The sequence below is a fragment of the Serratia inhibens genome (assembly GCF_003591175.1).
Classification (GTDB): Bacteria; Pseudomonadota; Gammaproteobacteria; order Enterobacterales; family Enterobacteriaceae; genus Serratia; species Serratia inhibens.
In genome coordinates, this window is record NZ_QYYG01000006.1 from 167,125 (window position 1) to 191,606 (window position 24,482).

The 24,482-nt window shown below is 57.5% G+C and carries 23 protein-coding genes, 1 pseudogene and 1 riboswitch; of the genes and pseudogenes, 7 read left to right on the forward strand and 17 right to left on the reverse strand.

Annotated features, from left to right (window positions below; translation table 11 throughout):
* Window positions 1-89: 89 nt before the first annotated feature.
* On the reverse strand, window positions 90-452 hold the full coding sequence (locus D4100_RS18295) for a winged helix-turn-helix transcriptional regulator (protein WP_119804938.1): 363 nt from the start codon (window positions 450-452) through the stop codon (window positions 90-92).
* 124 nt (window positions 453-576) lie between these two features.
* Between D4100_RS18295 and D4100_RS18300 the strand changes: the two are divergent.
* Window positions 577-1,409, forward strand: a pseudogene (locus tag D4100_RS18300) (enoyl-CoA hydratase/isomerase family protein).
* A 39-nt stretch (window positions 1,410-1,448) separates the two neighbouring features.
* Here D4100_RS18300 and D4100_RS18305 read toward each other — a convergent pair.
* Together D4100_RS18305 and D4100_RS18310 are read right to left on the reverse strand one after the other, a co-directional pair.
* Window positions 1,449-3,230, reverse strand: coding sequence for a hybrid sensor histidine kinase/response regulator (locus D4100_RS18305; RefSeq protein WP_119804939.1), 1,782 nt, complete (start codon window positions 3,228-3,230; stop codon window positions 1,449-1,451).
* Window positions 3,227-3,859, reverse strand: coding sequence for a response regulator transcription factor (locus tag D4100_RS18310; RefSeq protein WP_119804940.1), 633 nt, complete (start codon window positions 3,857-3,859; stop codon window positions 3,227-3,229). Before D4100_RS18310 ends, D4100_RS18305 begins: the two co-directional genes overlap by 4 nt.
* Before the next feature lie 179 nt (window positions 3,860-4,038).
* Between D4100_RS18310 and D4100_RS18315 the strand changes: the two genes are divergently transcribed.
* Together D4100_RS18315 and D4100_RS18320 are read left to right on the forward strand one after the other, a co-directional pair.
* Window positions 4,039-4,353, forward strand: coding sequence for a putative periplasmic lipoprotein (locus D4100_RS18315; protein ID WP_006318086.1), 315 nt, complete (start codon window positions 4,039-4,041; stop codon window positions 4,351-4,353).
* Between the two features lie 230 nt (window positions 4,354-4,583).
* Complete coding sequence (locus D4100_RS18320) at window positions 4,584-7,700, forward strand: autotransporter outer membrane beta-barrel domain-containing protein (RefSeq protein ID WP_119804941.1); 3,117 nt, start codon at window positions 4,584-4,586, stop codon at window positions 7,698-7,700.
* Between the two features lie 81 nt (window positions 7,701-7,781).
* On the opposite strand, the gene rluF is transcribed toward D4100_RS18320, so the two are convergent.
* From rluF to D4100_RS18345, 5 genes are all read right to left on the reverse strand, one after another.
* On the reverse strand, window positions 7,782-8,531 hold the full coding sequence (gene rluF / locus D4100_RS18325; RefSeq protein ID WP_119804942.1) for a 23S rRNA pseudouridine(2604) synthase RluF: 750 nt from the start codon (window positions 8,529-8,531) through the stop codon (window positions 7,782-7,784).
* A 61-nt stretch (window positions 8,532-8,592) separates the two neighbouring features.
* Entirely contained in the window at window positions 8,593-9,624 is a 1,032-nt protein-coding gene (locus D4100_RS18330) for a type II toxin-antitoxin system HipA family toxin (RefSeq protein ID WP_119804943.1), read from the reverse strand.
* Window positions 9,621-9,932 carry a HipA N-terminal domain-containing protein gene (locus D4100_RS18335; RefSeq protein WP_006318221.1) on the reverse strand — a complete coding sequence of 104 codons (312 nt, stop codon included), beginning with the start codon at window positions 9,930-9,932 and terminating at the stop codon, window positions 9,621-9,623. Before D4100_RS18335 ends, D4100_RS18330 begins: the two co-directional genes overlap by 4 nt.
* Window positions 9,917-10,264 carry an XRE family transcriptional regulator gene (locus D4100_RS18340; protein ID WP_119804944.1) on the reverse strand — a complete coding sequence of 116 codons (348 nt, stop codon included), beginning with the start codon at window positions 10,262-10,264 and terminating at the stop codon, window positions 9,917-9,919. Before D4100_RS18340 ends, D4100_RS18335 begins: the two co-directional genes overlap by 16 nt.
* Window positions 10,265-10,524: 260 nt before the next feature.
* Window positions 10,525-10,968, reverse strand: coding sequence for a winged helix-turn-helix transcriptional regulator (locus D4100_RS18345; protein WP_119804945.1), 444 nt, complete (start codon window positions 10,966-10,968; stop codon window positions 10,525-10,527).
* Window positions 10,969-11,062: 94 nt separating this feature from the next.
* Between D4100_RS18345 and D4100_RS18350 the strand changes: the two genes are divergently transcribed.
* Window positions 11,063-12,304 carry an MFS transporter gene (locus tag D4100_RS18350; RefSeq protein ID WP_119804946.1) on the forward strand — a complete coding sequence of 414 codons (1,242 nt, stop codon included), beginning with the start codon at window positions 11,063-11,065 and terminating at the stop codon, window positions 12,302-12,304.
* On the opposite strand, the gene D4100_RS18355 is transcribed toward D4100_RS18350, so the two are convergent.
* Both D4100_RS18355 and D4100_RS18360 read right to left on the reverse strand, forming a co-directional pair.
* A complete protein-coding gene (locus tag D4100_RS18355) occupies window positions 12,281-12,961 on the reverse strand; it encodes a class I SAM-dependent methyltransferase (protein ID WP_119804947.1) in 681 nt (226 codons plus the stop codon). The genes D4100_RS18350 and D4100_RS18355 overlap by 24 nt on opposite strands.
* Before the next feature lie 239 nt (window positions 12,962-13,200).
* The gene (locus tag D4100_RS18360; RefSeq protein ID WP_006318225.1) at window positions 13,201-13,626 is read right to left on the reverse strand and encodes a GNAT family N-acetyltransferase; all 426 of its coding nucleotides are present in this window, start codon (window positions 13,624-13,626) and stop codon (window positions 13,201-13,203) included.
* 68 nt (window positions 13,627-13,694) lie between these two features.
* A riboswitch (TPP riboswitch) is annotated at window positions 13,695-13,786 on the forward strand.
* A 36-nt stretch (window positions 13,787-13,822) separates the two neighbouring features.
* On the opposite strand from D4100_RS18360, the gene thiM reads away from it, so the two are divergent.
* The 3 genes from thiM to D4100_RS18375 all read left to right on the forward strand — a co-directional run bounded on the left by thiM (window position 13,823) and on the right by D4100_RS18375 (window position 15,959).
* Complete coding sequence (gene thiM, locus D4100_RS18365) at window positions 13,823-14,617, forward strand: hydroxyethylthiazole kinase (protein ID WP_119804948.1); 795 nt, start codon at window positions 13,823-13,825, stop codon at window positions 14,615-14,617.
* Entirely contained in the window at window positions 14,614-15,414 is an 801-nt protein-coding gene (thiD, locus tag D4100_RS18370; RefSeq protein ID WP_119804949.1) for a bifunctional hydroxymethylpyrimidine kinase/phosphomethylpyrimidine kinase, read from the forward strand. The genes thiM and thiD overlap by 4 nt, the downstream gene beginning before the upstream one ends.
* 86 nt (window positions 15,415-15,500) lie before the next feature.
* On the forward strand, window positions 15,501-15,959 hold the full coding sequence (locus tag D4100_RS18375; RefSeq protein WP_119804950.1) for an inhibitor of vertebrate lysozyme family protein: 459 nt from the start codon (window positions 15,501-15,503) through the stop codon (window positions 15,957-15,959).
* 41 nt (window positions 15,960-16,000) lie between these two features.
* Here D4100_RS18375 and gutQ read toward each other — a convergent pair whose 3' ends face one another.
* The 7 genes from gutQ to D4100_RS18410 all read right to left on the reverse strand — a co-directional run bounded on the left by gutQ (window position 16,001) and on the right by D4100_RS18410 (window position 24,481).
* Entirely contained in the window at window positions 16,001-16,972 is a 972-nt protein-coding gene (gutQ, locus tag D4100_RS18380) for an arabinose-5-phosphate isomerase GutQ (protein ID WP_013814113.1), read from the reverse strand.
* Between the two features lie 168 nt (window positions 16,973-17,140).
* Window positions 17,141-18,190: a class I fructose-bisphosphate aldolase gene (gene fbaB, locus D4100_RS18385; protein WP_004951977.1), complete on the reverse strand. Its 1,050-nt coding sequence runs from the start codon at window positions 18,188-18,190 to the stop codon at window positions 17,141-17,143.
* A 251-nt stretch (window positions 18,191-18,441) separates the two neighbouring features.
* Complete coding sequence (locus tag D4100_RS18390; RefSeq protein ID WP_006318231.1) at window positions 18,442-19,128, reverse strand: GntR family transcriptional regulator; 687 nt, start codon at window positions 19,126-19,128, stop codon at window positions 18,442-18,444.
* Between the two features lie 98 nt (window positions 19,129-19,226).
* Window positions 19,227-20,558 (reverse strand): MFS transporter, encoded by a 1,332-nt coding sequence (locus tag D4100_RS18395; protein ID WP_119804951.1) that lies wholly within the window; start codon window positions 20,556-20,558, stop codon window positions 19,227-19,229.
* Window positions 20,558-22,042, reverse strand: a complete 1,485-nt coding sequence (locus D4100_RS18400; RefSeq protein WP_119804952.1) for a mannitol dehydrogenase family protein — start codon at window positions 22,040-22,042, stop codon at window positions 20,558-20,560. Before D4100_RS18400 ends, D4100_RS18395 begins: the two co-directional genes overlap by 1 nt.
* A gap of 47 nt (window positions 22,043-22,089) precedes the next feature.
* Window positions 22,090-23,379: an MFS transporter gene (locus D4100_RS18405; protein WP_119804953.1), complete on the reverse strand. Its 1,290-nt coding sequence runs from the start codon at window positions 23,377-23,379 to the stop codon at window positions 22,090-22,092.
* Between the two features lie 85 nt (window positions 23,380-23,464).
* On the reverse strand, window positions 23,465-24,481 hold the full coding sequence (locus D4100_RS18410; RefSeq protein ID WP_119805004.1) for a Zn-dependent oxidoreductase: 1,017 nt from the start codon (window positions 24,479-24,481) through the stop codon (window positions 23,465-23,467).
* Window position 24,482: the final 1 nt, after the last annotated feature.

Genomic DNA, 24,482 nt, shown 5'->3' on the forward strand with positions numbered 1-24,482 from the left:
CGTTTAGACGGTCATCTAATTGATATGCTAAATAATATTTTTATTTAAATCATTCCTTAATTATCTTTTCTATTTTTATGGCAATAGCATCACTCGTTTTGCTCATCATACCTCCGCTGGCAGTCCTGAATCGCCTCCATATTTCCCAGCGTCCAGTTGAACAGTATCGAGAACGGCTCCTGCAAGGATTCGCCAAGCGGTGTCAGTGAATACTCGACGCCAAGCACCCGCCCATCCAACACCTTGCGTTTCACCATGCCGTTGCGTTCCAGCTTGCGCAGCGTCTGGGTCAGTACGCGTTGAGTGACGCCATCCAGGCGGCGCTTGATGGCGTTAAAACGCTGCGGCTCACGCAGCACCTCCAGCACCATCATTGACCATTTGTCGGCGATCTGGTCGAGAACGATGCGGCTCGGGCAGTCTGCGCGGTAGATCGGGTCAGTCTTGTCCATAGGTATTCTCCAGCATCCCTGGGATGCTTAAGGTGCGTAATTGACGCCAGGTATGCAAAGTATACCATTCGACGAACGGCGCGAAAATCCAGCACCGCTATCCCCAGGCAGAAAGGACATTGATATGACAGATACAGGTTTCAGCAAGCTCAGGCTGTCTCACGCAAATGGCGTATTGACGATCGCTATCGATAATCCGCCGGTAAACGTGCTTGATGTGGCTCTGATGTCGGAAGTTAGCCGTTTACTGCATGCCGTGTGCGAGGATCCGAACACGCGCGTGCTGGTTTTCCAGAGTGCGGATCCCGAGTTCTTCATTGCGCATGTCGACATGGCCTTAATCGATGAACCGCACGCCTTCGATGAACTGGCGCGCAACGTGCCGGAGGGGCTTAATCCGTTCCAGGCCTTTGGCGAACTGATGCGCAGTCAACCGCAGGTCACCATCGTTAAGCTGGCCGGGCTGGCACGCGGCGGCGGCGCAGAATTTGTTGCGGCGGCCGACATGGCCTTCGCCGCAGAAGGGCGGGCGGGGCTTGCCCAGTGCGAAGCCCTGATGGGCATTACGCCCGGCGGCGGCGCGACCCAATATCTGACGAGCCGCATGACGCGCGGCCGCGCGCTTGAAGTGATCCTGGGTGCCGATCTTATCGACGCGGCAACCGCAGAGCGCTACGGTTGGATTAATCGCGCATTGCCCGCCGCCGAGCTTGATGAGTTTGTCGATCGGCTAGCGCGCAACATCGCGGCATTGCCTGCGGGGTTATCGCGGCGGCCAAGCAGGCGATGCCCGCGCCGGACCTGCGGGCGGGCTTTCAGCGCGAGCACGCAGCCTGGGCGGGTTTGTTTGCCCGCCCGGCAGCGGAGCAGCTGATTCGCGGTGGGCTTAAGGCCGGTGCCCAGACTAAAGAGGGTGAGCGCAACCTCGAGGGCCTGCTGCGCGGGCTTGGCGTTTAAGGCGTTTTGGCGACGGGGCCGGGGGCCAGTTTGTGTTCGCTAACTACTCGCCCACTGGCTCAACAACGCATGCAATTTCGCCGGCTCCAGCGGCTTTCTCAATACCAGGTAACCTTCCTGCTCGGCCTCTTGCAGAACCGGCGAGTTGAATTCCCCGCTGACCATGGCGCCGCTGGTATCCGGCAGGCGCTCAAACAGCGCTTTCAAGATATCGAAGCCGCTCTCGCCGGAGCGGAGCCGTTGATCGCACAGCACTGCGAAAGGCGTGAAGCCTTCGTCGATAATCGCAAAAGCCTCCTCTGCGGAAGCCGCACAGCGCACGGTGATCCCCCAGGTGCTCATCAAACTCTCCCAGGCGGAGGTCACCAGCGGGTCATCGTCCACCACCAGGCAGGCGCCGCGCAATGACTCATAGCGGGTTGGGGCACCGGTGTTGGCGTAGGTATTAACGCTTTCCGGCGGGTGCTCTTCGCCGGTATACAGGGCAAAGCGCATCCAGAAACGCGATCCTTTGCCTTCAATAGAGCGCATGCCGTATTTCACCTTCATCAATTTGGCGCAGCGCGCCACCACCGCCAGCCCCAATCCATGGCCGGCGCTGTCGATTTTCCACGCCAGCTCGGGGCGATAATAAGGGGAAAAGATTTTACCTTTCTCTTCGTCGGCGATACCGACGCCGGTGTCCCACACTTCGATCAAGCATTCCTCGCCCCGTGGGCGGATCGCGATCAATACGCCGCCTGCTTGCGTATAGCGCAGCGCATTTTGTATCAGGTTGATCAGCGATTGCCGGATGAGTAATTGATCGCCCATCACGCAAACCCGCCGTTTGGGCCGCCATGTGCGCAATGATAATGCCCGGCTGTTGGCCTCTTCGCGGAACAGCGTAATCACCGAATCCAGTAGCGTTCCAATGTCCACATGGGTGGTCGCCGTGCTGACGTTGCCGGATTCAATCTTGCTGAGATCGAGCAGCGAATTGAACATCAGGTGCACCGATCGCACGCTTTGTTGCAGATCCAACAACTGAGGGATCAGCGTGGCGTCGCGATTCTTATGGATGATGGCCTCGATCAGAAAACCCATCGCGTGTACCGGCTGGCGCAAATCATGGCTGGCGGTGGTCAGGAATTGGTTTTTATCCAGTAAGGCTTGTTCCGCCTCTTCTTTGGCCTGCCGAAATTGTTCCGCAAGGCGCGAGCTTTTCTCTTCAAGCAGGGCTTGCTGAATAAAAAAGGCATGCGAGGTTAATGCGTGCCGGTAAATGGCGAACCCATAAAGCAAATTGAGCATCAGCACGATCAGCATGACATCATCCAGTCGCCAGATAATGCCAAGATTAAGCACGCCCCAGGAGGCGAAGAAAAAGCGTGTAAAGGTGCTGATGACCGGCGTCAGATGGGTTGCATTGGCTGCGACTATGGCCGCGATGCTGATGTTTAATAACAGGAAAAAATCGAAGCTGTTTTTTTCTGGGGTGATTAAATATAAGGATGAAATACCCAAACCATGCACGAAGGCGACGTTATTGATGCGCGGCAACCAACGGCTGATCACTGTGCTGGCGTTATTTTGCTGGGTATCATGACGATAGCGGCGATGCCATAGTCTGATGGCTAATGCGCAGAGAAAATATATCAGTATCCAGACAATAATCGGCGTGAGTTCTTTCCCCAATAAATAGAGCCAAATGGCGAAAGGAATACCCACAAAAGGCACTGCGGTAAAGCTGAAGACCAACCGCATGAAGGTATTGTCCAGCAGGCGGATCTGCGCGCGTGGGGAGATCTCATCATTTTGTAATGATTGAAGTAATTTCATTGCGAATGGTCCTGCCTGCCATGCAGCAGGGTGATGGCTTCCACCCGGCTGTTTACGCCTATTTTTTTTAGAATGTTGCTAATGTGCTCTTTAACCGTGGGTTCGGAAATAGACAGCTGCGCAGCTATTCGCTTATTGGGGAAACCGCGCATCATCATGATTAATACTTCTATTTGTCGCGGGGTTAAATTGAATTTTTGCAGGTAGCTGTGAGCGTTGGTTACACATTCCCCGTGTTCCAGAGGGAACCAATTTTTATTTTCAATCAGAGCGGAAACGGCTTCGGCGAATAATTCAGGTGGTTCGTTTTTAAGCACAAAACCGTGCCCGCCGGCATCACGCACCTTTTGCCATATTTCATTGTTCTCATCGCCGCTGACCACCAGAAAACGAATCTTCGAATACTGGTCTTTTAGTTCTTTGAGTAACTTCAACGCCGTACCCTCGGACAACCAAAAGTCGATGACCATTAAGCGCGGAGCGCCATTTTCCAGAATGTGGCGATAACAATTAGCTTCGTTGGTTACCACATAGGCATGTTTAAAACGACAATGCGTATTCAGGTAATTGGCGATGCCGCTTGCCACCAACGGATGGTCATCGACAACCAGTGCATAATCCTGCTCCAAAGATATCTCCTTTCGTGTAAACGTACCAGATTGGCTCCGATGACTCGTTATTATCAACCCTCCCTACTTTAGGAGGGTTTTTTAACTTAAGAAAGGGAAATATATTATTCGGGGATTTGGATAAGGTAAAACATAAAACCATTCGGAGATTGGATCTGTTTGGTTATAAAGGATAATTTATGAAAAAACCACTTATCGCTGTAGCCGTTACTTTACTGGTGGCCGGCTGTTCAACATTGAAAACCGATCAGGCAATACCCTTGTTGCAGGCGGAAACGGCTAAAATGCTGGGCCTGGGATCATCGGATGAAATAACTGTGACCAATGTCAATGGCGCTCAGCCCGATGCCCTGGGCGGGCAAAAACTTTCTTACCGCGCCACCACCGAAAAAGGCCGTATCTTCGACTGCTCTTCGCTGATGATGCCGGGTATTTTAGGTTCGGCACCCTCGCTGAGCGCACCGAGCTGTACTCCTGTCGTCACGCATAAATAATTCGCCTCAGGCGCGAGCCGGAGTTGGCAATCAGGACTGATCCGCAGTCCCAATAATTTTGGCATCGGGGCATTGGCGCTGGGGGGCAATAAGCTGGCGTCTCGATGACAATCCCTCTGTACTCGCCATCTGTACTCGCAAATAACGCACCACGCATTCTCTAATGCATTGAGTTTTTCATATAAATAATAACTTTGATGGCATCAAGATAATTGGGCCGGAGATAAAACATGAAAGATCAAACATCGCATCACTTAGCGGTAAGAAAACCGCTTTCCAAAGTTTACCTCGCACTTTTTTCCGCGCCATTGATATTGATTGGGCCCGCCGATATGGCGCGTGCCGATGATGCTATTTTTGATGGCGACTCCCGTATTACGGAACCTTTGAGTTACGCGGGCAATGTTTACGTCGGCCGTAATCAAGGCGGGAATCTGTTGATCGATAATGGTGAAGTCAACGCCTATAACATCAATATCGGCACCCGCGCCAATGGTCAAATTTATGAAAGTTCGGTTACTGTCAAAGGGCCGAACGCGGTATTGAACGCCATCAATGACCAATCTGTCATGAACGGCAATATTAATCTGGGGCTGGGCACATTGCGGGTTGAGGATGGGGCGCTGGCCAGTGCGGAAGAGATCGTTGTCGGCACCACCGGGGGCTACGACAGCCATCTCAATGTTAAAGGCGCCGGCTCCAGGGTCATCAGTGAAAGGCTCGGCATCGGCTTTGGGCAGGGGGCACGTTCCACCTTGCTGATTGAAGACGGCGGTGTGGTGACTACCACGGCGGCGGCCAGAATCGACAGCGGTTTCATCCCCGATGAGGCCGACAAGCTTAACCCCAAAGCCACGGTGACCGGCAATAACTCGCTGTGGAATATCACTCAATCGCTCACCGCCAACGGCGATCTGGACGTGCTGAACGGTGGTGCGGTCAATGTCGGCAGTGCACAGATTGCCGGCGTTTCGGGCTCGCGCAAAACTGCCGAGCTGTATATTGCCGGCAATGGTTCGCGCTTTACCAGCGGGAGCCATGTCAACGTGGGGGATTACGGCAATGGCGTGCTGTCGGTCGTTGACGGCGGCGAATTTTCCGCTGGCGCAAACGAACTGCGGTTGGGCGATACCGGCTCCGGTTCGAACAGAGGTGCGCTGGTCATCGGCAGCCGCGGCAATATGGATACCGGCACCGGCTTGACCGAACCCACGCTAGGCGCGGCGGGTGGCGCGGGCACGATCGATGCTCAGACGGCGGTCAACCTGCGGGGCGGTTTGTTCGGCAGCTATGTCTACTTTAACCATACTTCCGATAACTACGATTTCCGCAACAAGATGATGGGGGAAGGCGAGGTTATCAATACCGCCGGGCGCACGACCCTGAGCGGCGACCTGACCCAGCTCAAGGCAAATGTGACCGCGCGGGGCGGCAAAATCATCATCGCAGGCGATATCAATACGCAGCCAGAAGACAGCCCTTTCGACGTGCAGACGCTGAGCGCCGAGAACGGCGGTACCTTGATCCTCAACGCCACGGCCGGTTCTGACGTCAGCAATGGCCTGGGTTACAGCAGCGCCGCGTCGATCAAATCCGGCGGTACCTTGGGCGGCAACGGCACCTTGGGCCAGACCGAGATCCAGTCCGGCGGCCATATTTCCCCCGGCGACGGCAATATCGGCACGCTCACGCTGAAACGCTATCTGAATTTCCTCGGTGAATCTTTCTACGACGTCGATATCGCCGGCGACGGCAGCAGCGACAAACTGGTCGTAGCGGGTAAAACCACCATCAGCGAGCAGGCCAAAGTGCAGGTTACCGCGCTGGATCCGCAAACCAGTTATCAGACAGGACAAAGCTACCGCATTTTAACCTCGGAGGGCGGGATTGACGGCCGGTTCGCCGAGGCTATCTCAAAATCTGCATTTTTGGACGTGGCGCTCAACCAGAGTACGAATGCCGTGGATCTGACGATTGCGCAAAAAGGCGGTGAGGGCGGCAACCCAGGCGAGGGCGGCAACCCAGGTGAGGGCGGCAACCCAGGCGAGGGCGGCAACCCAGGCGAGGGCGGTAATCCAGGCGAGGGCGGTAATCCAGGCGAGGGCGGCAACCCAGGCGAGGGCGGCAACCCAGGCGAGGGCGGTAACCCAGGCGAAGGCGGCAACCCAGGCGAAGGAGGTAATCCAGGCGAGGGCGGCAATCCAGGCGAAGGCGGCAGCAAGCCCGGTATTTTCCAAACGGTGGCGCAAACCGGCAACCAGTGGAATACCGCCGGCGCCCTGTCGACTTTGGCGCAGAGCGGCCCTTCACTGGCCTTATACAACTCCTTGCTGTTGTTGAACGCGCCGGAAGCCCGCGACGCATTCAATCAACTGTCCGGTGAAGTCTATCCCTCCATTCAGTCAAACCTGATCGCCGGCAGCACCCAAGTGTTCAATGTCCTGAATCAGCGCATGCTGCGCGCGTTTGATAATGATGCGTTGCCGGTTCCACCGCTGGCGATGACGCTGGTTCAGCCCGCTAATGCCGAAAATAACGGCGTATGGGGGCAGACCTTCGGCTCCTGGACAAGAAACAGCGGTAACGACAACGTGGGGAAACTGGATGGCAACACCAGCGGTTTCCTGATCGGTGCCGATCGCAAGCTCACTGACCACAGTGTCCGCGTCGGGGGATATTTTGGGTATAGCCGCGGCGATTACGATATTGATAGCCGCCGCTCCAAATCCGACAGCGACAATTACCACCTGGGTCTGTATGCCGCAGGGCAGCAGGATGCTTTCTCCTTGCGCGGTGCGCTGGGTTACACCTGGCATCGGCTTGAGAATGAGCGCAACGTCAATTTCGGCAATTTCTCCGATCGGCTCAAGGCGGACTATGACGCTGACTCGCTGCTGGCATTCACCGAAGCGAGCTACCGTTTTGGTCAGCCGGACGCGAACGTCGAGCCATTTATCAATCTGAGCTACATCCGTCTGCATACCGATAACTTCCAGGAAAAGGGCGGCGCCGCCGCGCTGAGCGTCCGCAATGAAACGATGAATACGTTCTATTCAACATTGGGCGTACGCGGTACCAAAGAGTTGCCGAAAAACGTCAGTCTTTACGGCTCACTGGGTTGGCAGCATGCCTACGGCGATAAAAACACCTCATCGCGCATGGCATTTGCCGGCAGTGACGCTTTTGTCACCCAGGGGCAGGCGGTTGATGACAATCTGATGGTGGCGGATGTCGGGGTGAGCGTGAAGCTGTCGCGATCCACCACGCTGGCCGTCGGTTATCAGGGGCAATACGGGTCTGATACTCAGGTTAATGCGGTCAATGCCAACATCAAATGGTCATTCTGATTTGTTGAGGAGTTAGGTTTCTGTGGTATCGAGATGTCGCTGGGCAACGGGGGGCTGCCTGGCGATATCTCAGCTTCGGCGCTACTGTGCCGCAAGGCTAGTCTCTTCAGACGAAGAGTGTTCTATCAGCTTAAACAATTCGATCCGTTCATCAGCGGTAAAATCCCGCCACTCGCCCAGCGCCAGCCCGGTGAGATCGACGTTCATGATGCGTACGCGCTCGAGTTTGGTGACTTCATAACCGAAATATTTGCACATGCGGCGAATCTGGCGGTTAAGCCCCTGAACCAGCGTGATGCGAAACATCTGCGAGGTTTCTTTCGCCACCTGGCATGGATGGGTCACTTTACTCAATATCGGTACACCCGCTCCCATCCCCTGAATAAACTTATCGGTCAGCGGTTTGTCGACGGTGACCAGATACTCTTTTTCGTGATTATTGCCGGCGCGGAGGATCTTGTTGACCAGTTCACCCTGATTGGTCAGAAAAATCAGCCCCTGAGAGTCCTTATCCAGACGGCCGATAGGGAAGGTGCGTTTGCCGTGGTTAACGAAATCGCCGATATTATCCCGCTCGTGCTTGCCCATGCTGGTGAGGATACCAACCGGTTTATTGAGCGCGATAAGCACCAGATCCTCCGCGTCACGCGGTGCGATCGGCTGACCGTTAACCTTCACCCTGTCCCCTGAAAATACCTGCGCGCCCACGGCGGCCAGCCTGTCGTTGATGAAAACGTTGCCCAGCTTGATGTGACGATCGGCATGGCGACGGGAACAGATGCCGCTGTCGCTAATGTATTTGTTAAGGCGAATGGATGATTGAGTCAGCATGGTTTCCCCGTAAAACGCGGACTATACCTTACGCAGGGGGCGTTGCAAGGCCGGGGCACGTTCACGCCGTTTTAAGCTCGGTCACGCCAAGCAAGGTTATTCTCCTTGCCACATAACTGAGTACGGCTTCACGTTGTTCTGCCGGCATATGGCTTTCGGTATAAGTGTCAATAATCAGCTGATGGCTTTTCACCACTTCCGCCAGCCACTTTTTAGCCAGCTTTGGATTAACGTCCATGCCTTCTGCCAGAAGAATGAAGTCGACGCCAATGTATTCGCCATAGGGGGAATTAATACCGGGGGCAATGCCCGCATCGTTTTCCTCGCATTCCAGCAGGGGCAATGCCAGATATTCCCCGAATGCTGCAGGGTAAGGGGCAACGCTGATAAAGTCATAGACCGGTGCGACGTAAGGCGATGCATTTTCAGGGTGTATTATGCCCAGGTTGCGAAGATGAAAGTCATTATTACCCAGTACATAGGCATAAAGGATACGTAAAAAAACGTCACGTTTACTGTGCAGGCCGTTGCTGACCGTATGATTCAAAAACTTTGCCGCTTTTTCGTAACTTATGTCTTTCTTGCCATCAACGTAGCCATATTTATCATTAATGCCCATGGCGCCATCAAGCTGCTCTTGATGTAAACGAACCCGATCCGGGCCGATACGGTCATATCTTTTAATAACAAAGGCCAGCTCATCGGGGCGATCCTCATCTGCTTTAAAGCGTATAAGGCCAAAAGGGGGAACAACGAACTTCAACCGTGCCATGACGGTCATGGTGGCGTGTTCATTTTCAGCCAGGTGAGGGTACTCTTCCGGTGAGGGTTTGAGGATATAAGTGCCGTCATTGTTTACGACGTGCAACTCGCCTTTTTCGAGGCTAAGTGACAATTTAGGTTGATAACCGGAAATACTCATGCCTTTCTGACGCTCAGGCAGTTCCTGGATAAACTCTCTGCGGGTGAATGGCAAGGTAAGCGCGATTTTGGCGCTGCCAAACAGCTGCTTGATACCTTGTTTGGAATATCCTGTTATCAGCTCCGGCGCTTTCAGCGGGGTTAAGTTGATCAGGCAGCGGTCTGGATTCATGGGCTCATCTCTTTGAAAACTACGGCACCGAGAAGGTCATTACCGTTTTGCATCAGTAAGCCGAACAGATCTCGGTCGTCAATTTTTTGGATTTCGGCATACCGTTTGCGTAACCATCCTTCTGGTGCCAACCCTTTGAAAAATGGGTGTAACTCTTCGCTAAAATAGGGTTCAGGCCGAACGCGCATGCTAAGCGACACTGCCGGGCCGCTATAGCCCGAGTAATAGCCGAAGGTATACCCTTCTTTTTCTTCAGTTAAGCTCCCCACGGCTTTGCCGTAAAGCCAGACCTCTATCTTTCTAGCCATGTCTTTATGCCCAGCTCTTTAAGCAGTGAGTGCAGATTGATTGCCTTAGCCATGGCAGGATCGGCAATCATTCTTTTAAATGTCGAAAGTGAAACGCCGATTTGCATGGCCATCTCTTCATAGGTGATGTTCTGTCGCTTCAACTGGAAAGTCAGGAACTGCGGGAGCTCTGAGAACTCGAAAACGCTCAGTTTTTCAGGGTAATCCATTGATTTAAAATTATTATCGATGCTGATAGGGGCCGGTAGACTGCTGCTGAAATGCTCGAACAGTTTTTTTTGATCTTTTGCAGACAAAGTACTGAACGCATCTTTTATTTCATTAAGGGTCATTTTTGACACCTACCCTATTTGTATGCCGAAAACGTAGACTTATTATCCAACATTAAACCATAAAGTGTCATATTTGAACTGTTTTGTTTCTTTAGCGTCTCTGCCAATCCAAAGGTTATCTCTATTAACCGTAAAGTGTCATATCTGACCCTTTATGGCTTTTTATGCATGCCGATAGTCTGATTTCAGGCGTACAAGGTTCAACTATGACCTTCCTCGGTAGGCTTGCCCGACAGCGGCAGCCATTGCGACGCTGATGCTCATTCCACCTTCACCACTCTGGTATTCAACGGCGTAAGAGTCTGCCCGCCGCGGCCGGTTGGCGTCATGCGCGGGATAGGTTGACCTCCGTCGTTTTCCACCAGATGCGAGTGCGCCTCGTCCGGTGCAAACAGATGATCTTCCCCCCACTGGCGCAGGCCGACGATCACCGGGAACAGGGCGCGGCCCTTGTCGGTGAGAATATATTCCTGATAGGCGCTGCCGTCCGAAGCGGGCGCTATTTCCAAAATGCCGTGCGCCACCAGCGTGCGCAGGCGGGTGGAGAGAATGTTCTTCGCCATCCCCAACCCTTTTTGAAACTCGCTGAAGCGGCTTACGCCGTCAAAGGCGTCGCGCACGATCAGCAGCGACCACCAATCGCCGATCACGTCCAGCGTACGTGCCACCGGACACTGTGCATCTTCCAGGCTTTTGCGTTTCATGGCTCAGTTCCATTCATGATATCTGGTTGCATTATAAAACCTCCGCGCGTAAAGTTCATTGAGTTTAATAATGAAACCACTTTAAGGGTGAACGATGAGTGACAAAACGCTGGATCCGATCTGTACGCCGCAAAACCTTGCGCTCAGCCGGCTGCCCGTTTCGCTGGTGCTGCTGCTGGCCGGAGCCAGCGCTTTCAGCGTGGCTAACGTGTATTACGCCCAGCCGCTGCTGGATGCGATTGCTCATGATTTCAACATCAGCCTGGCGTCGGTGGGGATAGTGATCACCGCCACTCAGCTTGGCTGTGCGCTGGCTCTGTTGCTGGTGGTGCCGCTGGGGGATTTGATTAATCGCCACCGGCTGCTGGCGGTACAGCAACTGTTGTTGATGGCCGCGCTGTGCGTGGTGGGTTGGGCGAACAGCAGCGCGCTATTGCTGGCGGGCATGCTGCTGGTGGGGCTGCTCGGCACCGCCATGACTCAGGGATTGGTCGCCTTTGCCGCCACGCTGGCGGCACCGCATGAACGCGGGCGGGTGGTGGGCGCAGCGCAAGGCGGGGTGGTGCTGGGCCTGTTGCTGGCGCGTACGCTGTCCGGCGCACTGGCGGATATCGGCGGCTGGCGGGCGGTCTATTTTTTCTCGGCTGCGGTGACGTTGATCCTGCTACCGGTGTTGTCGCGCCTGTTGCCAACGCCGCGCACGCCGCCGTCGACGCTCAGTTATCCGGCCTTGCTGCGCTCAATGCTGGCTTTATTGTTGCGCGATCGCACGTTGCAAATTCGCGGCATGCTGGCGCTGCTGATGTTTGGCGCGTTCAGCATCTTCTGGAGCGCGCTGGTGCTGCCGCTCAGCCAGGCACCGTTCAATTTCTCACATTCGGTGATTGGCGCCTTCGGTTTGGTCGGGGCGGTGGGTGCGTTGGCGGCGGTGCGTGCCGGGTATCTGGCGGATCGCGGGTTAGGGCAAGTGGCGAGCGGTGTCTGCCTGCTGTTGCTGGTGCTGGCCTGGTTGCCGCTCGGCATGCTGGGCTACGGTCTGGCGTGGCTGGTGGTTGGCATTGTGCTGCTCGATCTGGCCGGGCAGGCGATTCATGTGCTGAACCAGAGTATGATTTTTAGCGCACACCCGCAGGCCCACAGCCGGTTGGTGGGCTGTTATATGCTGTTTTACGCGGTGGGCAGCGGGATGGGAGCCTTTGCCGGCACCCATGTTTACGCCGTGGCGGGTTGGCCCGGCGTGTGTGGGTTGGGGGCGGGCGTCAGCCTGGTCGCCTTGCTGTTCTGGTGGCTGACGCTGCGTGGCATGCCGGCCTCAGGCGCGGCGGTAGAGCAATGACAGCCGGAAACCCAGCGCGTCGCACAGCAATTGCGGTGAGGTAAAACCGCTTTCCGTCAGCAGCAATCGGGCGCGCTGCGCCGCTAGCGGATGCCAGTTGCTGCGGGTGCGTTCAATCACCTCACGTGCGCCGTCGAGGGTGTGTCCGGCGCTTTGCAGCCAATGCTGATAGTGGCTGACCGGCAGGCCATCCGGCTGATAATCGAACAGCAGCAGCGGCGCGCCTGCCGACAACCGCGCGGCCAACTGTTGCAGGAAGGCCTGCTTGGCACCGTCATCGGCAATAAAGTGCAGCACCAGCGAACAAACGGCGGCGTCGTGCAGCCCTTGCGGCACCTGGTCCAGCAGTTGCTGGTGGAAGGTGACCCGCGGTTCACAGCCTGTCATTTCCACCTTGGTACGTGCAGCCGCCAGCATGCCGGCGGAGGGTTCCACGGCGCTGAAAAGCCATTGCGGGCCGATACCCGCCAGCGCAATCAGTTCGTTGCCGGTGCCGCAACCGGCCAGCAACAACCGCGCCTGCGGCGGTAACGCCTGTGCCAGGGTGGCGGTCAGCAGCGACTGGGCGAACTGATAGCCGGGTACCAGCGTCAGAATACGGCGATCGTAGTCCGCCGCAGCGGCGTCCGGGAAACGGGTATCCGTTTGATGTTGCATGTCCATTCCTTGAATAGCCTGTAAGAGATAAATCGGAGGATAATCTTTAACGCAAATGAAATCCATTCTCATTTTTGCATTGGCGTTGGGCAGCGCTGAAAGGCTCTCGGCACAGAGCAGATAACATCCCTGCGATGCAGGATATCGTTTTGCAAGAGTAACCTGCGGCCTGTAGCCTGAGCCGCTCCAGAGGCCTGACGATGTCAGGCCTTTTCAGGTTTGGCTCACAGCGGACAAGGCTATTTTTTAGGCGAGTGCAGCAGGTAGTATTCTTCGCCGCCGTCGTTGCCGGTGGTGATCTTTTGCCAGCCATGCTTATGGTAAAACGCCAGCGCCTTCTCGTTTTTCACCAGGCATTTCAGCGAACCGGTCGCGGTAAAGGTTCGCTCCGCCGCTTGCAGCAGGGCCGTGCCGACGCCGCGTGGCGGCAAGCGAGGATCGACATACAGGTTGTGAATAAAGTTATCCTGGCGATAAATCGACACGAACCCCAGCAGTTTTCCCTGATCTTCCGCCACCCAGATATCCTCGCCCAGCGTCGAGCGATCGAAATCCTCCAGCCGGTAATCTTCGGTATCGCGCCACGTGAACGCCGCCTTGCGCGCAGCCAGATAAAGGGTGCGCAGGAACGGACGATCGGCTTCTCGGTAGGGTCTGGTTTGCATGGCAGCTCCTTTTTGTTTTTTGACACTATAGCGCGATTGACCTCACCGGCGGCAACCCCAATAATGGCCTCCTTGACTCGGGGTGCCCCAAGGGGCTGAGATTTTACCCGTATTACCTGATCTGGATTATGCCAGCGTAGGGAAGTCTCGGTGCCCCAACCGGTACCCGCCTTCTTGAACGCCGGTTGGGAGGAATATGTTCGCTCGACCTGATGCTTTACCCGGCGCCCGCGCCGCGGCCTGTCTGACCCAATTCAAACAATGGCCCCCGCTGATCCACTGCCTGACCAACGAAGTGGTGCAGGAACTGACGGCTAACGTATTGCTGGCGCTTGGCGCTTCCCCGGCGATGGTGGTGGAACCGACAGAAGCGGCGCAGTTCAGCCAACTGGCGGGTGCCTTGTTAATCAATATCGGTACTCTCAATGCCTCGCGCGCCGAATCCATGCTGGCGGCGATAGAGGCCGCCAATTTGGCGGGAACGCCCTGGACGCTGGATCCGGTGGCGGTAGGCGGGTTGGCGTATCGCACCGCCTTTGCCCGTCGTTTGCTGGGCGAGAAGCCGGCGGCGATCCGGGGCAACGCGTCTGAAATTATGGCGCTGAGCGGCCGGCAGGCCGCCGGGCGTGGCGTAGACAGCACCGACGACTCGCTGGCGGCCTTGCCGGCGGCACGGGAACTGGCGCAGCTCAGCGGCGCGGTGGTGGCGGTAACCGGCGTGGTGGATTACATCACCGATGGCCGGCGCGACTGGGCGGTCGCCGGTGGCGATGCGCTGATGACGCGGGTGGTGGGCACCGGCTGCGCCCTGTCGGCGGTGGTGGCGGCATTTTGCAGCCTGCCGGGCGATCGGCTGGACAACGTCGCAACCGCTTGCCGGGTAATGTCGCTTTGTGGCGAGCGGGCTACGCATCGGGCTGCGGGGCCGGGCAGCTTTACCCCGGCATTCCTCGACGCTCTGTATCAACTGCGAGCGGAGGAGCTGCAATGAAACGGATTAACGCATTGACCATCGCCGGCACCGATCCGAGCGGCGGTGCCGGCATCCAGGCCGATCTGAAAGCCTTTTCTGCACTGGGGGCTTACGGCACTTCCGTAATCACCGCGCTGGTGGCGCAAAATACCCGCGGTGTGCAGTCGGTATATAACATCGATCCGGCGTTTGTCGCCGCCCAACTGGATTCGGTATTCAGCGATGTACGCATCGACAGCGCCAAGATCGGCATGCTGGCCAACGCCGATATCGTGCAGGCGGTGGCCGAACGCCTGCGGCATTACCGCCCGCCGTTCGTGGTGCTGGACACGGTGATGCTGGCGAAAAGCGGCGATCCCTTGTTGGCGCCGGAGGCGGTAGAGTCCATCCGCCGCGAACTGCTGCCGCTGGTGTCGATCATCACGCCGAACCTGCCGGAGGCGGCGGCCCTGCTGGCGTGCGCCCCGGCGGAAAATGAGCACCAGATGCGCGAGCAGGGCCGGGCGTTGCTGGCCATGGGCTGCCAGGCAGTGCTGATGAAGGGCGGCCACCTCAGCGAAAACGAAAGCCCGGACTGGTTGTTCAGCGCGGAGCAGGAACTGCGCTTCACTGCACCGCGCGTGGCGACTCGTCATACGCACGGCACCGGCTGCACGCTCTCCGCCGCGTTGGCTGCACTGCGCCCGCGTCATGAAGACTGGGCCGGCACGGTAGCCGCTGCCAAGGACTATCTGCAAAAGGCGTTACAGCAGGCGGATACCCTGGAAGTGGGGCACGGCATTGGGCCGGTGCATCATTTTCACGCGTGGTGGTGATTCAACTTTTTGCCGTTGTTGTGGTCAGACTGGATCCATGCCCGGTGTTCGCCGGGCACGTTCGGATTTAACCAAGGGAGAAGGCCATGACAGGACAAAACGCACTTCGCGGCGTTATCTTCGGCGCGTTACTCAGCCTCAGTGCGGGCAGCGTTGCTCAGCAGATTGTTACCACCTCGGACGTGATCCAGCAGCCGGGTTATCAAACCAGCTGGCAGAACATGGTGAAGGGGCAGGCTCGTCTGCCGGGTTGGGCGCGCAAGGGCGTCGGGACCTCGACTCCGGCGCAAAGCCTGAGCTGGAAGGGGCAGAACTACCTGGTGGGCAATCTGTGCAAGCCGCACGACTGCGCCAACAACTTTTTGATCGTGGCGTTTAAAGAAGACAAATCCCAGGTCTGGGGCGTACGCGTCGAGGTTGCCAACAAGCCGGAAGCGATCGATCATCCGAAGCAGTACGCCAAATACCAATGGCTGGGCAAGCCGGACGAAGACATGAAGGCGCTGCTGAAAAAACAGTTCGAGAGCAATCCCGACTGGAAATAAAACGACCTGGGGCGCAGTTGCCTGCGCCTCAAGTAAAGCACTCAGCCAATGCCGGCCTGATGCAGATCGTGCAGGTTGATGGCGCCCACCAGAACGCCATCCAGATTGACCACCGGCGCGGCGCTGATGTGCTGTTCGTGCAATGCCTCCAGCGCTTCTCCGGCACGCCACTGTTCCGGCAAGCGGTAGCCGGGGCGGGTAATCGCCGGGCCTAACGCATCCTGCAGGCTATGGCCTTTCACCAACCAGCGGCGCAGGTCGCCGTCGGTAAACACCCCCACCACTTTTTGCTGCGCATCGCACACCGGTACCAACCCCAGCCCGGTGCGGCTCAGTTCGAGCATCGCTTCCATCACGTTGGCGTTTTCACTGACCTGCGGCAGACGATCGCCGGTGCGCATCAGGTGGTGTACCCGGTTCAACAGGCGCGCGCCCAGGCTGCCGCCCGGATGGGAGCGGGCAAAGTCTTCGGCGTTGAACCCGCGCTGGCGCATCAATGCCATCGCCAGCGCGTCGCCCATCATCAGCGTATTGACCGCGCTGGAGGTGGGTGCCAGCCCCATCGGGCAGGCCTCACGTTCGACGCTGATGTCCAGCACGCAGGCGGCGGCCAGCGCCAGCGGCGACTCTTTACCGCCGGTAATGGCGATCACCGGGATGTTATTTTCCGCCAGCAGCGGCAGGATCAAATCCAGCTCCTTGGCGCGGCCGGAATAGGAGATAAACACCACCACGTCGTCGGCGCCGATCATGCCGAGATCGCCGTGCAGCGCCTCCGCAGGGTGGACGAAGAACGACGGCGTGCCGGTGCTGGCCAGCGAGGCGGCAATTTTTTTGCCGATGTGGCCGGATTTGCCGATACCGGAAATCACCGCCTTGCCCCGGCAGTTGAGCAGCAGCTCGCAGGCGCAGACGAAGTTGTCGTCCAACCTTGCCAGCAGGCGCTGCGCTTCGGTCAGCTCAATTTCCAGCGTTTCGCGGGCAAAGGCCAGCAGGGCAGTAGCGTTACTCATCGGAATCTCCGGTAACCACATCAGAAGGAAAGGAAGGTGAAAATATCACGACTCAGGGGAAATCACTAAGTACAGCGTCTTTCTATGTGGTCAATTCCGGATCGGGATCGCAGAGGCAGAATAATAGCAAGCCCGATGAATTGGGCTTGCAGTATGAAGAGCCGCGTATCAGGCGATGGTGACGTTCTTGTCCAGATAGGTGTCCTGCACGGCGTTGATCAGCGCCACGCCTTCTTTCATCGATTTCTTGAACGCCTTGCGCCCCAGGATCAGACCCATGCCGCCCGCACGCTTGTTGATGACGGCGGTGCGCACCGATTCCTGCAGGTCGTTTTCACCGGCGGCGCCACCGGAGTTGATCAAGCCCGCGCGGCCCATATAGCAGTTGGCCAACTGGTAACGCACCAGATCTATCGGGTGGTCGGTGGTCAGCTTGTTGTAGACGCGGTCATCGGTATAGCCGAATTTTACTGCGCGGTAGCCGCCGTTGTTTTCCGCCATTTTTTGCTTAACGATATCGGCGCCGATGGTGGCGGCAATATGGTTGGCCTGGCCGGTGAGATCGGCGCTGGAATGGTAATCTACGCCGTCTTTGGTGAATGCCGGGTTACGCAGATAGGCCCAGAGTACGGTGACCATGCCCAACTCGTGCGCGCGTTCGAAGGCGGCAGAGATCTCCTCGATCTGGCGGCGAGATTGCTCGGATCCGAAGTAAATGGTTGCGCCGACCGCGACCGCCCCCATATTGAAAGCCTGCTCGACGCTGGCATACAGCGTCTGGTCGTATTGGGTCGGATAGCTCAGGGTCTCGTTATGGTTCAGTTTGACCAGGAACGGAATTTTGTGGGCGTAGCGGCGTGATACCGACGCCAGCACCCCGTAGGTGGAGGCGACGCAGTTACAGCCTGCCTCGATAGCCAGCTCGACGATGTTTTTCGGATCAAAATACAAGGGGTTGGCGGCGAAAGAAGCACCGGCCGAGTGTTCGATGCCCTGATCGACCGGCAGAATCGACAGGTAACCGGTACCGGCCAGGCGGCCGTGATTGAGCAGGGTTTGCATGGAGCGAAGGACGGTGTTGGGACGGTTGTTATCGATCATTATCCGGTCGACAAAGTCGGCGCCCGGCAGGTACAGATTCTCAGCAGGGATGGTGGTACAGCGGTGTTGCAACAGGTCTTCCGCTTCCTTTCCTAACAACTGCGCGATATCAGTCATGATTGACTCCCGATTTAGCTCCCTCATACACCGGCAATGCCATCCCCGTCGTCTTTCAAGCCCTGGCTGCAACTTGAAAGCCATAGGGGATATTGGGTCACCGGCATAGCAGAAAGCGGTGATTAAAGCTGAAAAAACGAGACTACTGAATTTCCTTTGGCAAGGAGAAACAATAGATGCGATTGAGAGGAAATTCCATTTGCAGGGGCAAATACGCGAGGGCGATCGCCCCCGGCGCGGTAACTGGCTGATTACTCGATATCGAACCATTCGGTGTTTTGCAGGGCGATCGGCGTAATAGAGTAAATCATCTCCTGCAGGTGCTCATGGATGGCGCGTTCGGCGGCGTCCGCATCCTGCGCCTTGAGTGCGGCAAAGATCCGATAATGCTGCTGGATCAGGCTTTCCGGCGGCGACACCTCGCTCAGGCTGAGAAAACGCACCCGGTCCATGGTGGCCTTGATGGTTTCGATGGTTTCCCAGGCCAGCGGGCAGTCGGCGAACTGGGTCAGCAACTGGTGGAACTCGTCATCCAGCGTCAAAAACTCACGCGTTTGTTGGTTTTGCGCTGCCAGTTCCTGGCGATGCAAATTGTGCTCCAGCGTCATCAGCTGTTCCGGCGTGATCCGCTGCGCCACGCGGCGGACGATCGCGCATTCCACCGCCTGACGGATAAAGCGCCCGTCGGCCACCCGTTTGGCGGAGATCTTCATCACGAAAGTGCCGCGCTGCGGCAGTATCTGCACCAAACCGGCCTCCGCCAGCTTGATAAAGGCCTCGCGCACCGGTTGGCGCGAAACGCTAAAGCGGGTGGAAATTTCTTTCTCGGAAAGCAACGTGCCGGGCGGAATGGTGCAGTCGACAATGTCTTTACGCAGGAAACGGTAAATTTGCTGGTTGACCGGAAGGGTATTGGTGAGGCTATAGGATTCAGACATGGCGACGATCGGTAATCTGGCTGGGATTCGGATGCCACCATACTAGCAGATTATCGTTTGACGGCGGGTGGATAAATCCACCCGCCAAACAGGACTATTCAATGATGCCAGTCCTGATATTCCTGCCGCCGCCTCAGTGGTGCGGTTTCAGGCATCAGGCACAAGCCGATGGCCGACACCAGGCCCAGGACCATCATGTATCCTGCCAGGCCATAGTAATGGCCGCCGGTCATCTGCAGGATCTTCACCGCCAGCAACCCAAGGATGCCGCTGCCGATCAACGAGCCGATTTGCCAGATCAGTGCAATGCCACTGCAGCGAATGCGGGCCGGGAACAGCTCTGGGAAGAAGGAAGCCTGCGGGGCATAGCACATGCTGTGGCCGAGCGTGAGCACCAGAATCATGGCGATTTGAGTGACCCAGTAGCTGTCGAGGTTGATCGCCATAAAGAACGGCACTATGCAGATCACCTGCAGCAACGCACCGGCGATGTACACCGGCTTTCTCCCTAATCGATCGGAAAGATGGCCCATCAGCGGAATGGCGAAAATTTCCAGCAGCACCGCCACGATCATCGCCTCTAGCAGAATGGTTTCATTCAGATGGTTGGCTTTGCCATAGGCCAGCACGATCACCGTGAACATGGCAAAGGCGCAGGCTTCAATCAGTTTGGCGCATACCCCTTTACCGATCAGGCCAGGGTAGGTGCGGACCACTTCGACCACCGGCCGGCTCTCAACCGCCTTGGTAGCGCGAATTTGGTTAAATACCGGCGATTCGTCGATCTTCAGGCGGATAAACAGCCCGACGATCACCAACAGCAGGCTGAGCAGAAACGGGATGCGCCAGCCCCAATCCAGCATCTGCGCCGGCGACAACAGGGCAGTCAGCAAAGCGAACAGCCCCGAGGGCAGCAGGAAGCCGGCCGGCGCGCCAATCTGCACCCAACTGGCGTAGAAGCCGCGGCGTTGCGGCGGTGAGTATTCTGCCGTCATCAGCACCGCGCCCGCTTGCTCCCCACCGACGCCGAAACCTTGCAGCACGCGGATCAGGATCAGAGCTATGGGTGCCCAGATACCGATTTTCTCATAGGTGGGCAGCAGGCCGATGCAGAAGGTGCCGAGGCCGACGATCAGGATGGTGATCACCAGCGCTTTTTTACGACCGACTTTGTCGCCGATGTGACCGAACACGATGCCGCCCAGCGGGCGAGCGAGGAAACCGACCGCATAGGTGGCGAAGGCCGCCAGCGTGCTGATCAGCGGATCGGCACTGGGGAAGAAAAGTTGGCCAAAGAACAGCACTGCAGCGGTGCCGTAAGCGAAAAAGTCATAGTACTCGGCCGCCGTTCCTATCGCGGACGCGCTGGCGACACGCCGCAATAGCGGTTGGTTGGTCTTGTCGACGGTATCATGCGTGGTTGCGGACATCAGAAGCCTCCTGTGTGTTTGGACAACCCGGCAACGCTGGCCCTGGCGCCATGTTGCAACAGAGCCATATAGGCATCGGTCACGGCGCTGACGAACGGCGAGCTGTCTGGGAGATCGCGGCCAAATACCGTATCGAGCTGCAGCAGAGCCCGCACACGTTCGGGGCCTTCGCGGCTGTTGCTGACCAAATCGGCAATAGGTTCGCGCAATGGATCGCTGATTTCTATCGGCCGGCCCTGCTCATCCAGGCCGCCGACGTAGCGCATCCAACCGGCCACGCCCAATGCCAGGGCGTCGAAACGGCTGCCGTGCGCCAGATGGTGGCGAATGGGATCCAGCAGGCGCTGCGGCAATTTTTGCGTGCCGTCCATGGCGATCTGCCCGGTGCGGTGTTTCAACGCGCCGTTACGGTAGCGCTGCAACAGCGAGTCGGCGTAATGCGCCAAATCGACACCGCTTATTTGTAAGGTCGGCGCCTGTTCCGCCAACATCAAATGGCGAGCGCCGCGGACAAAATCCTCATCCTGCATGCAGTCGCTGACGTGCGGATAACCGGCCAGATAGCCGAGATAGGCAAGGAACGAGTGGCTGCCGTTCAGCATCCGCAGCTTCATTTCCTCATACGGCAGCACGTCGCTGACCAGCTCGGCACCCGCTAACTCCCACTCAGGCCGCCCCTGCGGGAAGTCGTCTTCGATCACCCATTGGCGAAAGGGCTCGCAGGCCACGCCGACCGCATCGCTCACGCCGCCCAGCAATGCCTGCAACTGGCGTTGGGTTTCCGGCGTTACCGCCGGGACGATGCGGTCTACCATGGTGGAAGGAAAGCGGACGTTTTGCCGCACCCAGTCGGCCAACCCGGCATCCTGGCGTTGCGCCAACTGAGTGACGACGTTGCGGGTGACCTGGCCGTTGGCCGGCATGTTGTCGCAGGACATCACGCTAAACGCCGGCAGGCCGCGTTCCCGACGCAGGCGTAGCGCGGCCAGGATCAGCCCCGGCGCGGACTGCGGCCGCAGCGGGTTGGCGATGTCGTGCTGAATATCCGGGTGATCGAGCATCAACTGGCCGCTGGCGGGTTGATAGCAGTAGCCTTTCTCGCTGACGGTCAATGAAACTATGGCAATCTCTGGTTGCGCCATGGCGTCGAGTACCGCTGCCAACCCGTCGACCTGCAGGTGCAGCGCTTGCCTGATCACGCCGATCGTCCTGCCGCGCCAGCCGTCACCGTCCATTTCGGCCACCGTATACAGCAAATCCTGCTGCTGCAGATCGGCGATTTTTTGCTGGCCGTTATGCATGCTGATCACGCAGTAACCCCAATCGCCGGCGCGATCGTTGGCCAACTGCTCGGCATACACCGCCTGATGTGCGCGGAAAAAGGCGCCAAAGCCAAGGTGGACAATGCGGGGTTTTATTCGTTCTCGGGCGTAACCTGGCTGGGCAATTGCCGCCGGCAGCGCGCTGTTGCTGGAAAGTGTCATGCTGAAATCCCTGAAAGAGCGGGGCGGCGCTGGCTGCCCCGAAGCGGTTAGTGTTTCGAGATCTGCGGTTGCGCGGCATTGCGCGGTGCCTTGATCACCAGCAACACCAGCACGGCGCCGAGTGCGGCCACGCCGCCGGCCAGGATAAAGGCGCTGTCGAACTTGCCGGTGTTCTGCACGATATAACCGGTCACTACCGGGCCAATGATCCCCGACACGCTGCCGATCATATGAACAAAGCCGCTGGCGCCGCCGACCCGGGATTTATGCACCACGTCCTGAATGATCGCCCAATAAATGGCCCCGGTGATATACAGGAAGAAAATGGAGACCGACATCAGCATCACCGCCGGCACCACGCTGCTGACGGTGCCCGCGAATGCTACGCAAATGGCCGCCGCCAACAGACTGGTCACCAAGACGATCTTGCGTGACAGCAGCAGCTTGCCGGTGATATTGAAAATCTTGTCGGAGATATAGCCGCCGAGCGCCAGTCCAACGAAGCCGACAATCCACGGGATCATGGTGGTGAGGCTCATTTCCTTGATGTTCAGGTTGTGCGCCTGCACCAGATACGCCGGGAACCAGCTCAGGAAGAAGAACAGGATGTAGTTGTAGCAGAAGAAGGCGAATGCGGTGACCAGGATGATCGGTTGCTTCAGGTAGTAGCCCAATCCATGCGCGGCGTCGCTCAGCTCTTCTTCTTCGCTGATTTTTTCCTCTTTCAGTTTGTTGATCAACGCCCGTTCGTTTTCGCTGACGTGCTTGCTCTTGGCCGGGTTATCCGCCACCACGAAGAACCACACCAGCATCCAGACGATGCCGATCGCGCCGATGATCATGAACGCCATCCGCCAGCCGAACGCCAGCGCCAGATAGCCGACGATCGGCCCGGCTACCGCGCCGCCCAAAGGTGAGCCGGCGCTGAGCAGGCCCATGGCGGTGGCCGCCTGTTTCTTCGGGAACCAGCCGTTGATCATTTTGTTGGCGGAAGAGCTGATCGGCCCTTCGGCCATGCCGAACAGGATGCGCAGGATCAGCATCGAATAGAAGCCGGTGGCGAACGCCGTCATGCCGCAGAAGATTGACCATAAGGCCACGGCGATGCCGAGTACCAGCGTCGGGCCGTACTTGTCGACCGCCAGCCCGCCGATAAAGTTGAAGATGGCGTAGCCGAAGAAGAAGCTGCCGAAGATGAGGCCGAACTGCTCGGCATTCAGCGTCAGATCTTTTTCGATCATCGGTACGGTAATCGACAGCGCGACGCGGTCGAGGTAGTTGATCATAAAGACCATGAACAGCAGGAATACTATGGTCCAACGCAGGTTTTTAAACATGAAAGCACTCCATATATTTCTAGTTTTGATGCTTTGTTGTCTGCAAGGGCGACTGGGCCGCCCTATGCCCCGGTGTTAAAAAAAACTAACTGAATTGCAGTAACACTTTGCAGCAGGTGCGCTGGTCTTTTTCGAACATCAGCATCGCCTGCTCCACTTCACCGGCGGCTACGCAATGGGTGATTAACCGTTGCGGGTCGATTTTTCCGTCGGCCATCCAGTCGATAACCTGCGGGAAGCGGGCGCTGTTGAGGCGCGAGGAGAAAATCGACAGCTCCTTGCTGGTGATGCTTTGCTGGGTGACGGTGCAGGCATCGCCGGAGAAACCCATGATGCCAATGCGCGCCGCCGGTGAGGCCAGATGAATGGCTTCCTGCAAAATGGCCGGGTGGCAGGCGGCGTCGACGATCAACGTCGGGCGGATGCCGCGCTGTTCCAGTTCGGCCGGCAGCGAAGCCTCGGCGTTATTGAACGTCCAGTCGGCACCGTTTTCTTGCGCCATAACCAGCCGTTCAGCAATGCGGTCGGTGACGATCACCTGCTTCACGCCGTAGACCCCTTTCAGCGTTTGGATCACCGTCAGCCCCATCGGCCCGGCGCCGTAGATCAGCGCGATATCATCGGCCCCGGGCTGCAGATGGGCGGTGATATTGGCGGCAATGGTGAAAGGCTCGACCATCGCGGCGTGGCGATCGCTGATGCTTTCCGGAATGCGGTAAGCGTTGCGCGCCGGGGCGCAGGCATAGTCGCTGAAGCCACCGTCGCGGTGCACGCCGATCACCTGCAGCTCGGTACAGACGTTGGGGCGCCCGATGGAACAAGGATAACAATGGCCGCAGCTCACTACCGGATCCACCGAAACGCGTTCGCCGATACGTTGCGGGTCGACATCGCTGCCCACCTGGTCAATCACGCCGAAAAATTCATGGCCGATCACGCGCGGGTAGCGGGCGAACGGGTTATGCCCATGATAAATGTGCACATCGGAGCCGCAGATGCCGGCAAACTTCACCTTTACCCGCACTTCGCCGGCCGCCGGTTGCGGCAGCGGGCGCTGCTGGATAACCAGCCGGCCAGGTTGTTCAATCACCACGCTTTGCATA

Excerpts from the sequence above, each read along its gene's own strand:
- D4100_RS18295 (WP_119804938.1), bottom strand. The coding sequence starts at position 452 with ATGGACAAGACTGACCCGATCTACCGCGCAGACTGCCCGAGCCGCATC.
- D4100_RS18305 (WP_119804939.1), bottom strand. The coding sequence starts at position 3,230 with ATGAAATTACTTCAATCATTACAAAATGATGAGATCTCCCCACGCGCG.
- D4100_RS18315 (WP_006318086.1), top strand. The coding sequence starts at position 4,039 with ATGAAAAAACCACTTATCGCTGTAGCCGTTACTTTACTGGTGGCCGGC.
- D4100_RS18320 (WP_119804941.1), top strand. The coding sequence starts at position 4,584 with ATGAAAGATCAAACATCGCATCACTTAGCGGTAAGAAAACCGCTTTCC.
- rluF (WP_119804942.1), bottom strand. The coding sequence starts at position 8,531 with ATGCTGACTCAATCATCCATTCGCCTTAACAAATACATTAGCGACAGC.
- D4100_RS18330 (WP_119804943.1), bottom strand. The coding sequence starts at position 9,624 with ATGAATCCAGACCGCTGCCTGATCAACTTAACCCCGCTGAAAGCGCCG.
- D4100_RS18335 (WP_006318221.1), bottom strand. The coding sequence starts at position 9,932 with ATGGCTAGAAAGATAGAGGTCTGGCTTTACGGCAAAGCCGTGGGGAGC.
- D4100_RS18340 (WP_119804944.1), bottom strand. The coding sequence starts at position 10,264 with ATGACCCTTAATGAAATAAAAGATGCGTTCAGTACTTTGTCTGCAAAA.
- D4100_RS18345 (WP_119804945.1), bottom strand. The coding sequence starts at position 10,968 with ATGAAACGCAAAAGCCTGGAAGATGCACAGTGTCCGGTGGCACGTACG.
- D4100_RS18350 (WP_119804946.1), top strand. The coding sequence starts at position 11,063 with ATGAGTGACAAAACGCTGGATCCGATCTGTACGCCGCAAAACCTTGCG.
- D4100_RS18355 (WP_119804947.1), bottom strand. The coding sequence starts at position 12,961 with ATGCAACATCAAACGGATACCCGTTTCCCGGACGCCGCTGCGGCGGAC.
- D4100_RS18360 (WP_006318225.1), bottom strand. The coding sequence starts at position 13,626 with ATGCAAACCAGACCCTACCGAGAAGCCGATCGTCCGTTCCTGCGCACC.
- thiM (WP_119804948.1), top strand. The coding sequence starts at position 13,823 with ATGTTCGCTCGACCTGATGCTTTACCCGGCGCCCGCGCCGCGGCCTGT.
- thiD (WP_119804949.1), top strand. The coding sequence starts at position 14,614 with ATGAAACGGATTAACGCATTGACCATCGCCGGCACCGATCCGAGCGGC.
- D4100_RS18375 (WP_119804950.1), top strand. The coding sequence starts at position 15,501 with ATGACAGGACAAAACGCACTTCGCGGCGTTATCTTCGGCGCGTTACTC.
- gutQ (WP_013814113.1), bottom strand. The coding sequence starts at position 16,972 with ATGAGTAACGCTACTGCCCTGCTGGCCTTTGCCCGCGAAACGCTGGAA.
- fbaB (WP_004951977.1), bottom strand. The coding sequence starts at position 18,190 with ATGACTGATATCGCGCAGTTGTTAGGAAAGGAAGCGGAAGACCTGTTG.
- D4100_RS18390 (WP_006318231.1), bottom strand. The coding sequence starts at position 19,128 with ATGTCTGAATCCTATAGCCTCACCAATACCCTTCCGGTCAACCAGCAA.
- D4100_RS18395 (WP_119804951.1), bottom strand. The coding sequence starts at position 20,558 with ATGTCCGCAACCACGCATGATACCGTCGACAAGACCAACCAACCGCTA.
- D4100_RS18400 (WP_119804952.1), bottom strand. The coding sequence starts at position 22,042 with ATGACACTTTCCAGCAACAGCGCGCTGCCGGCGGCAATTGCCCAGCCA.
- D4100_RS18405 (WP_119804953.1), bottom strand. The coding sequence starts at position 23,379 with ATGTTTAAAAACCTGCGTTGGACCATAGTATTCCTGCTGTTCATGGTC.
- D4100_RS18410 (WP_119805004.1), bottom strand. The coding sequence starts at position 24,481 with ATGCAAAGCGTGGTGATTGAACAACCTGGCCGGCTGGTTATCCAGCAG.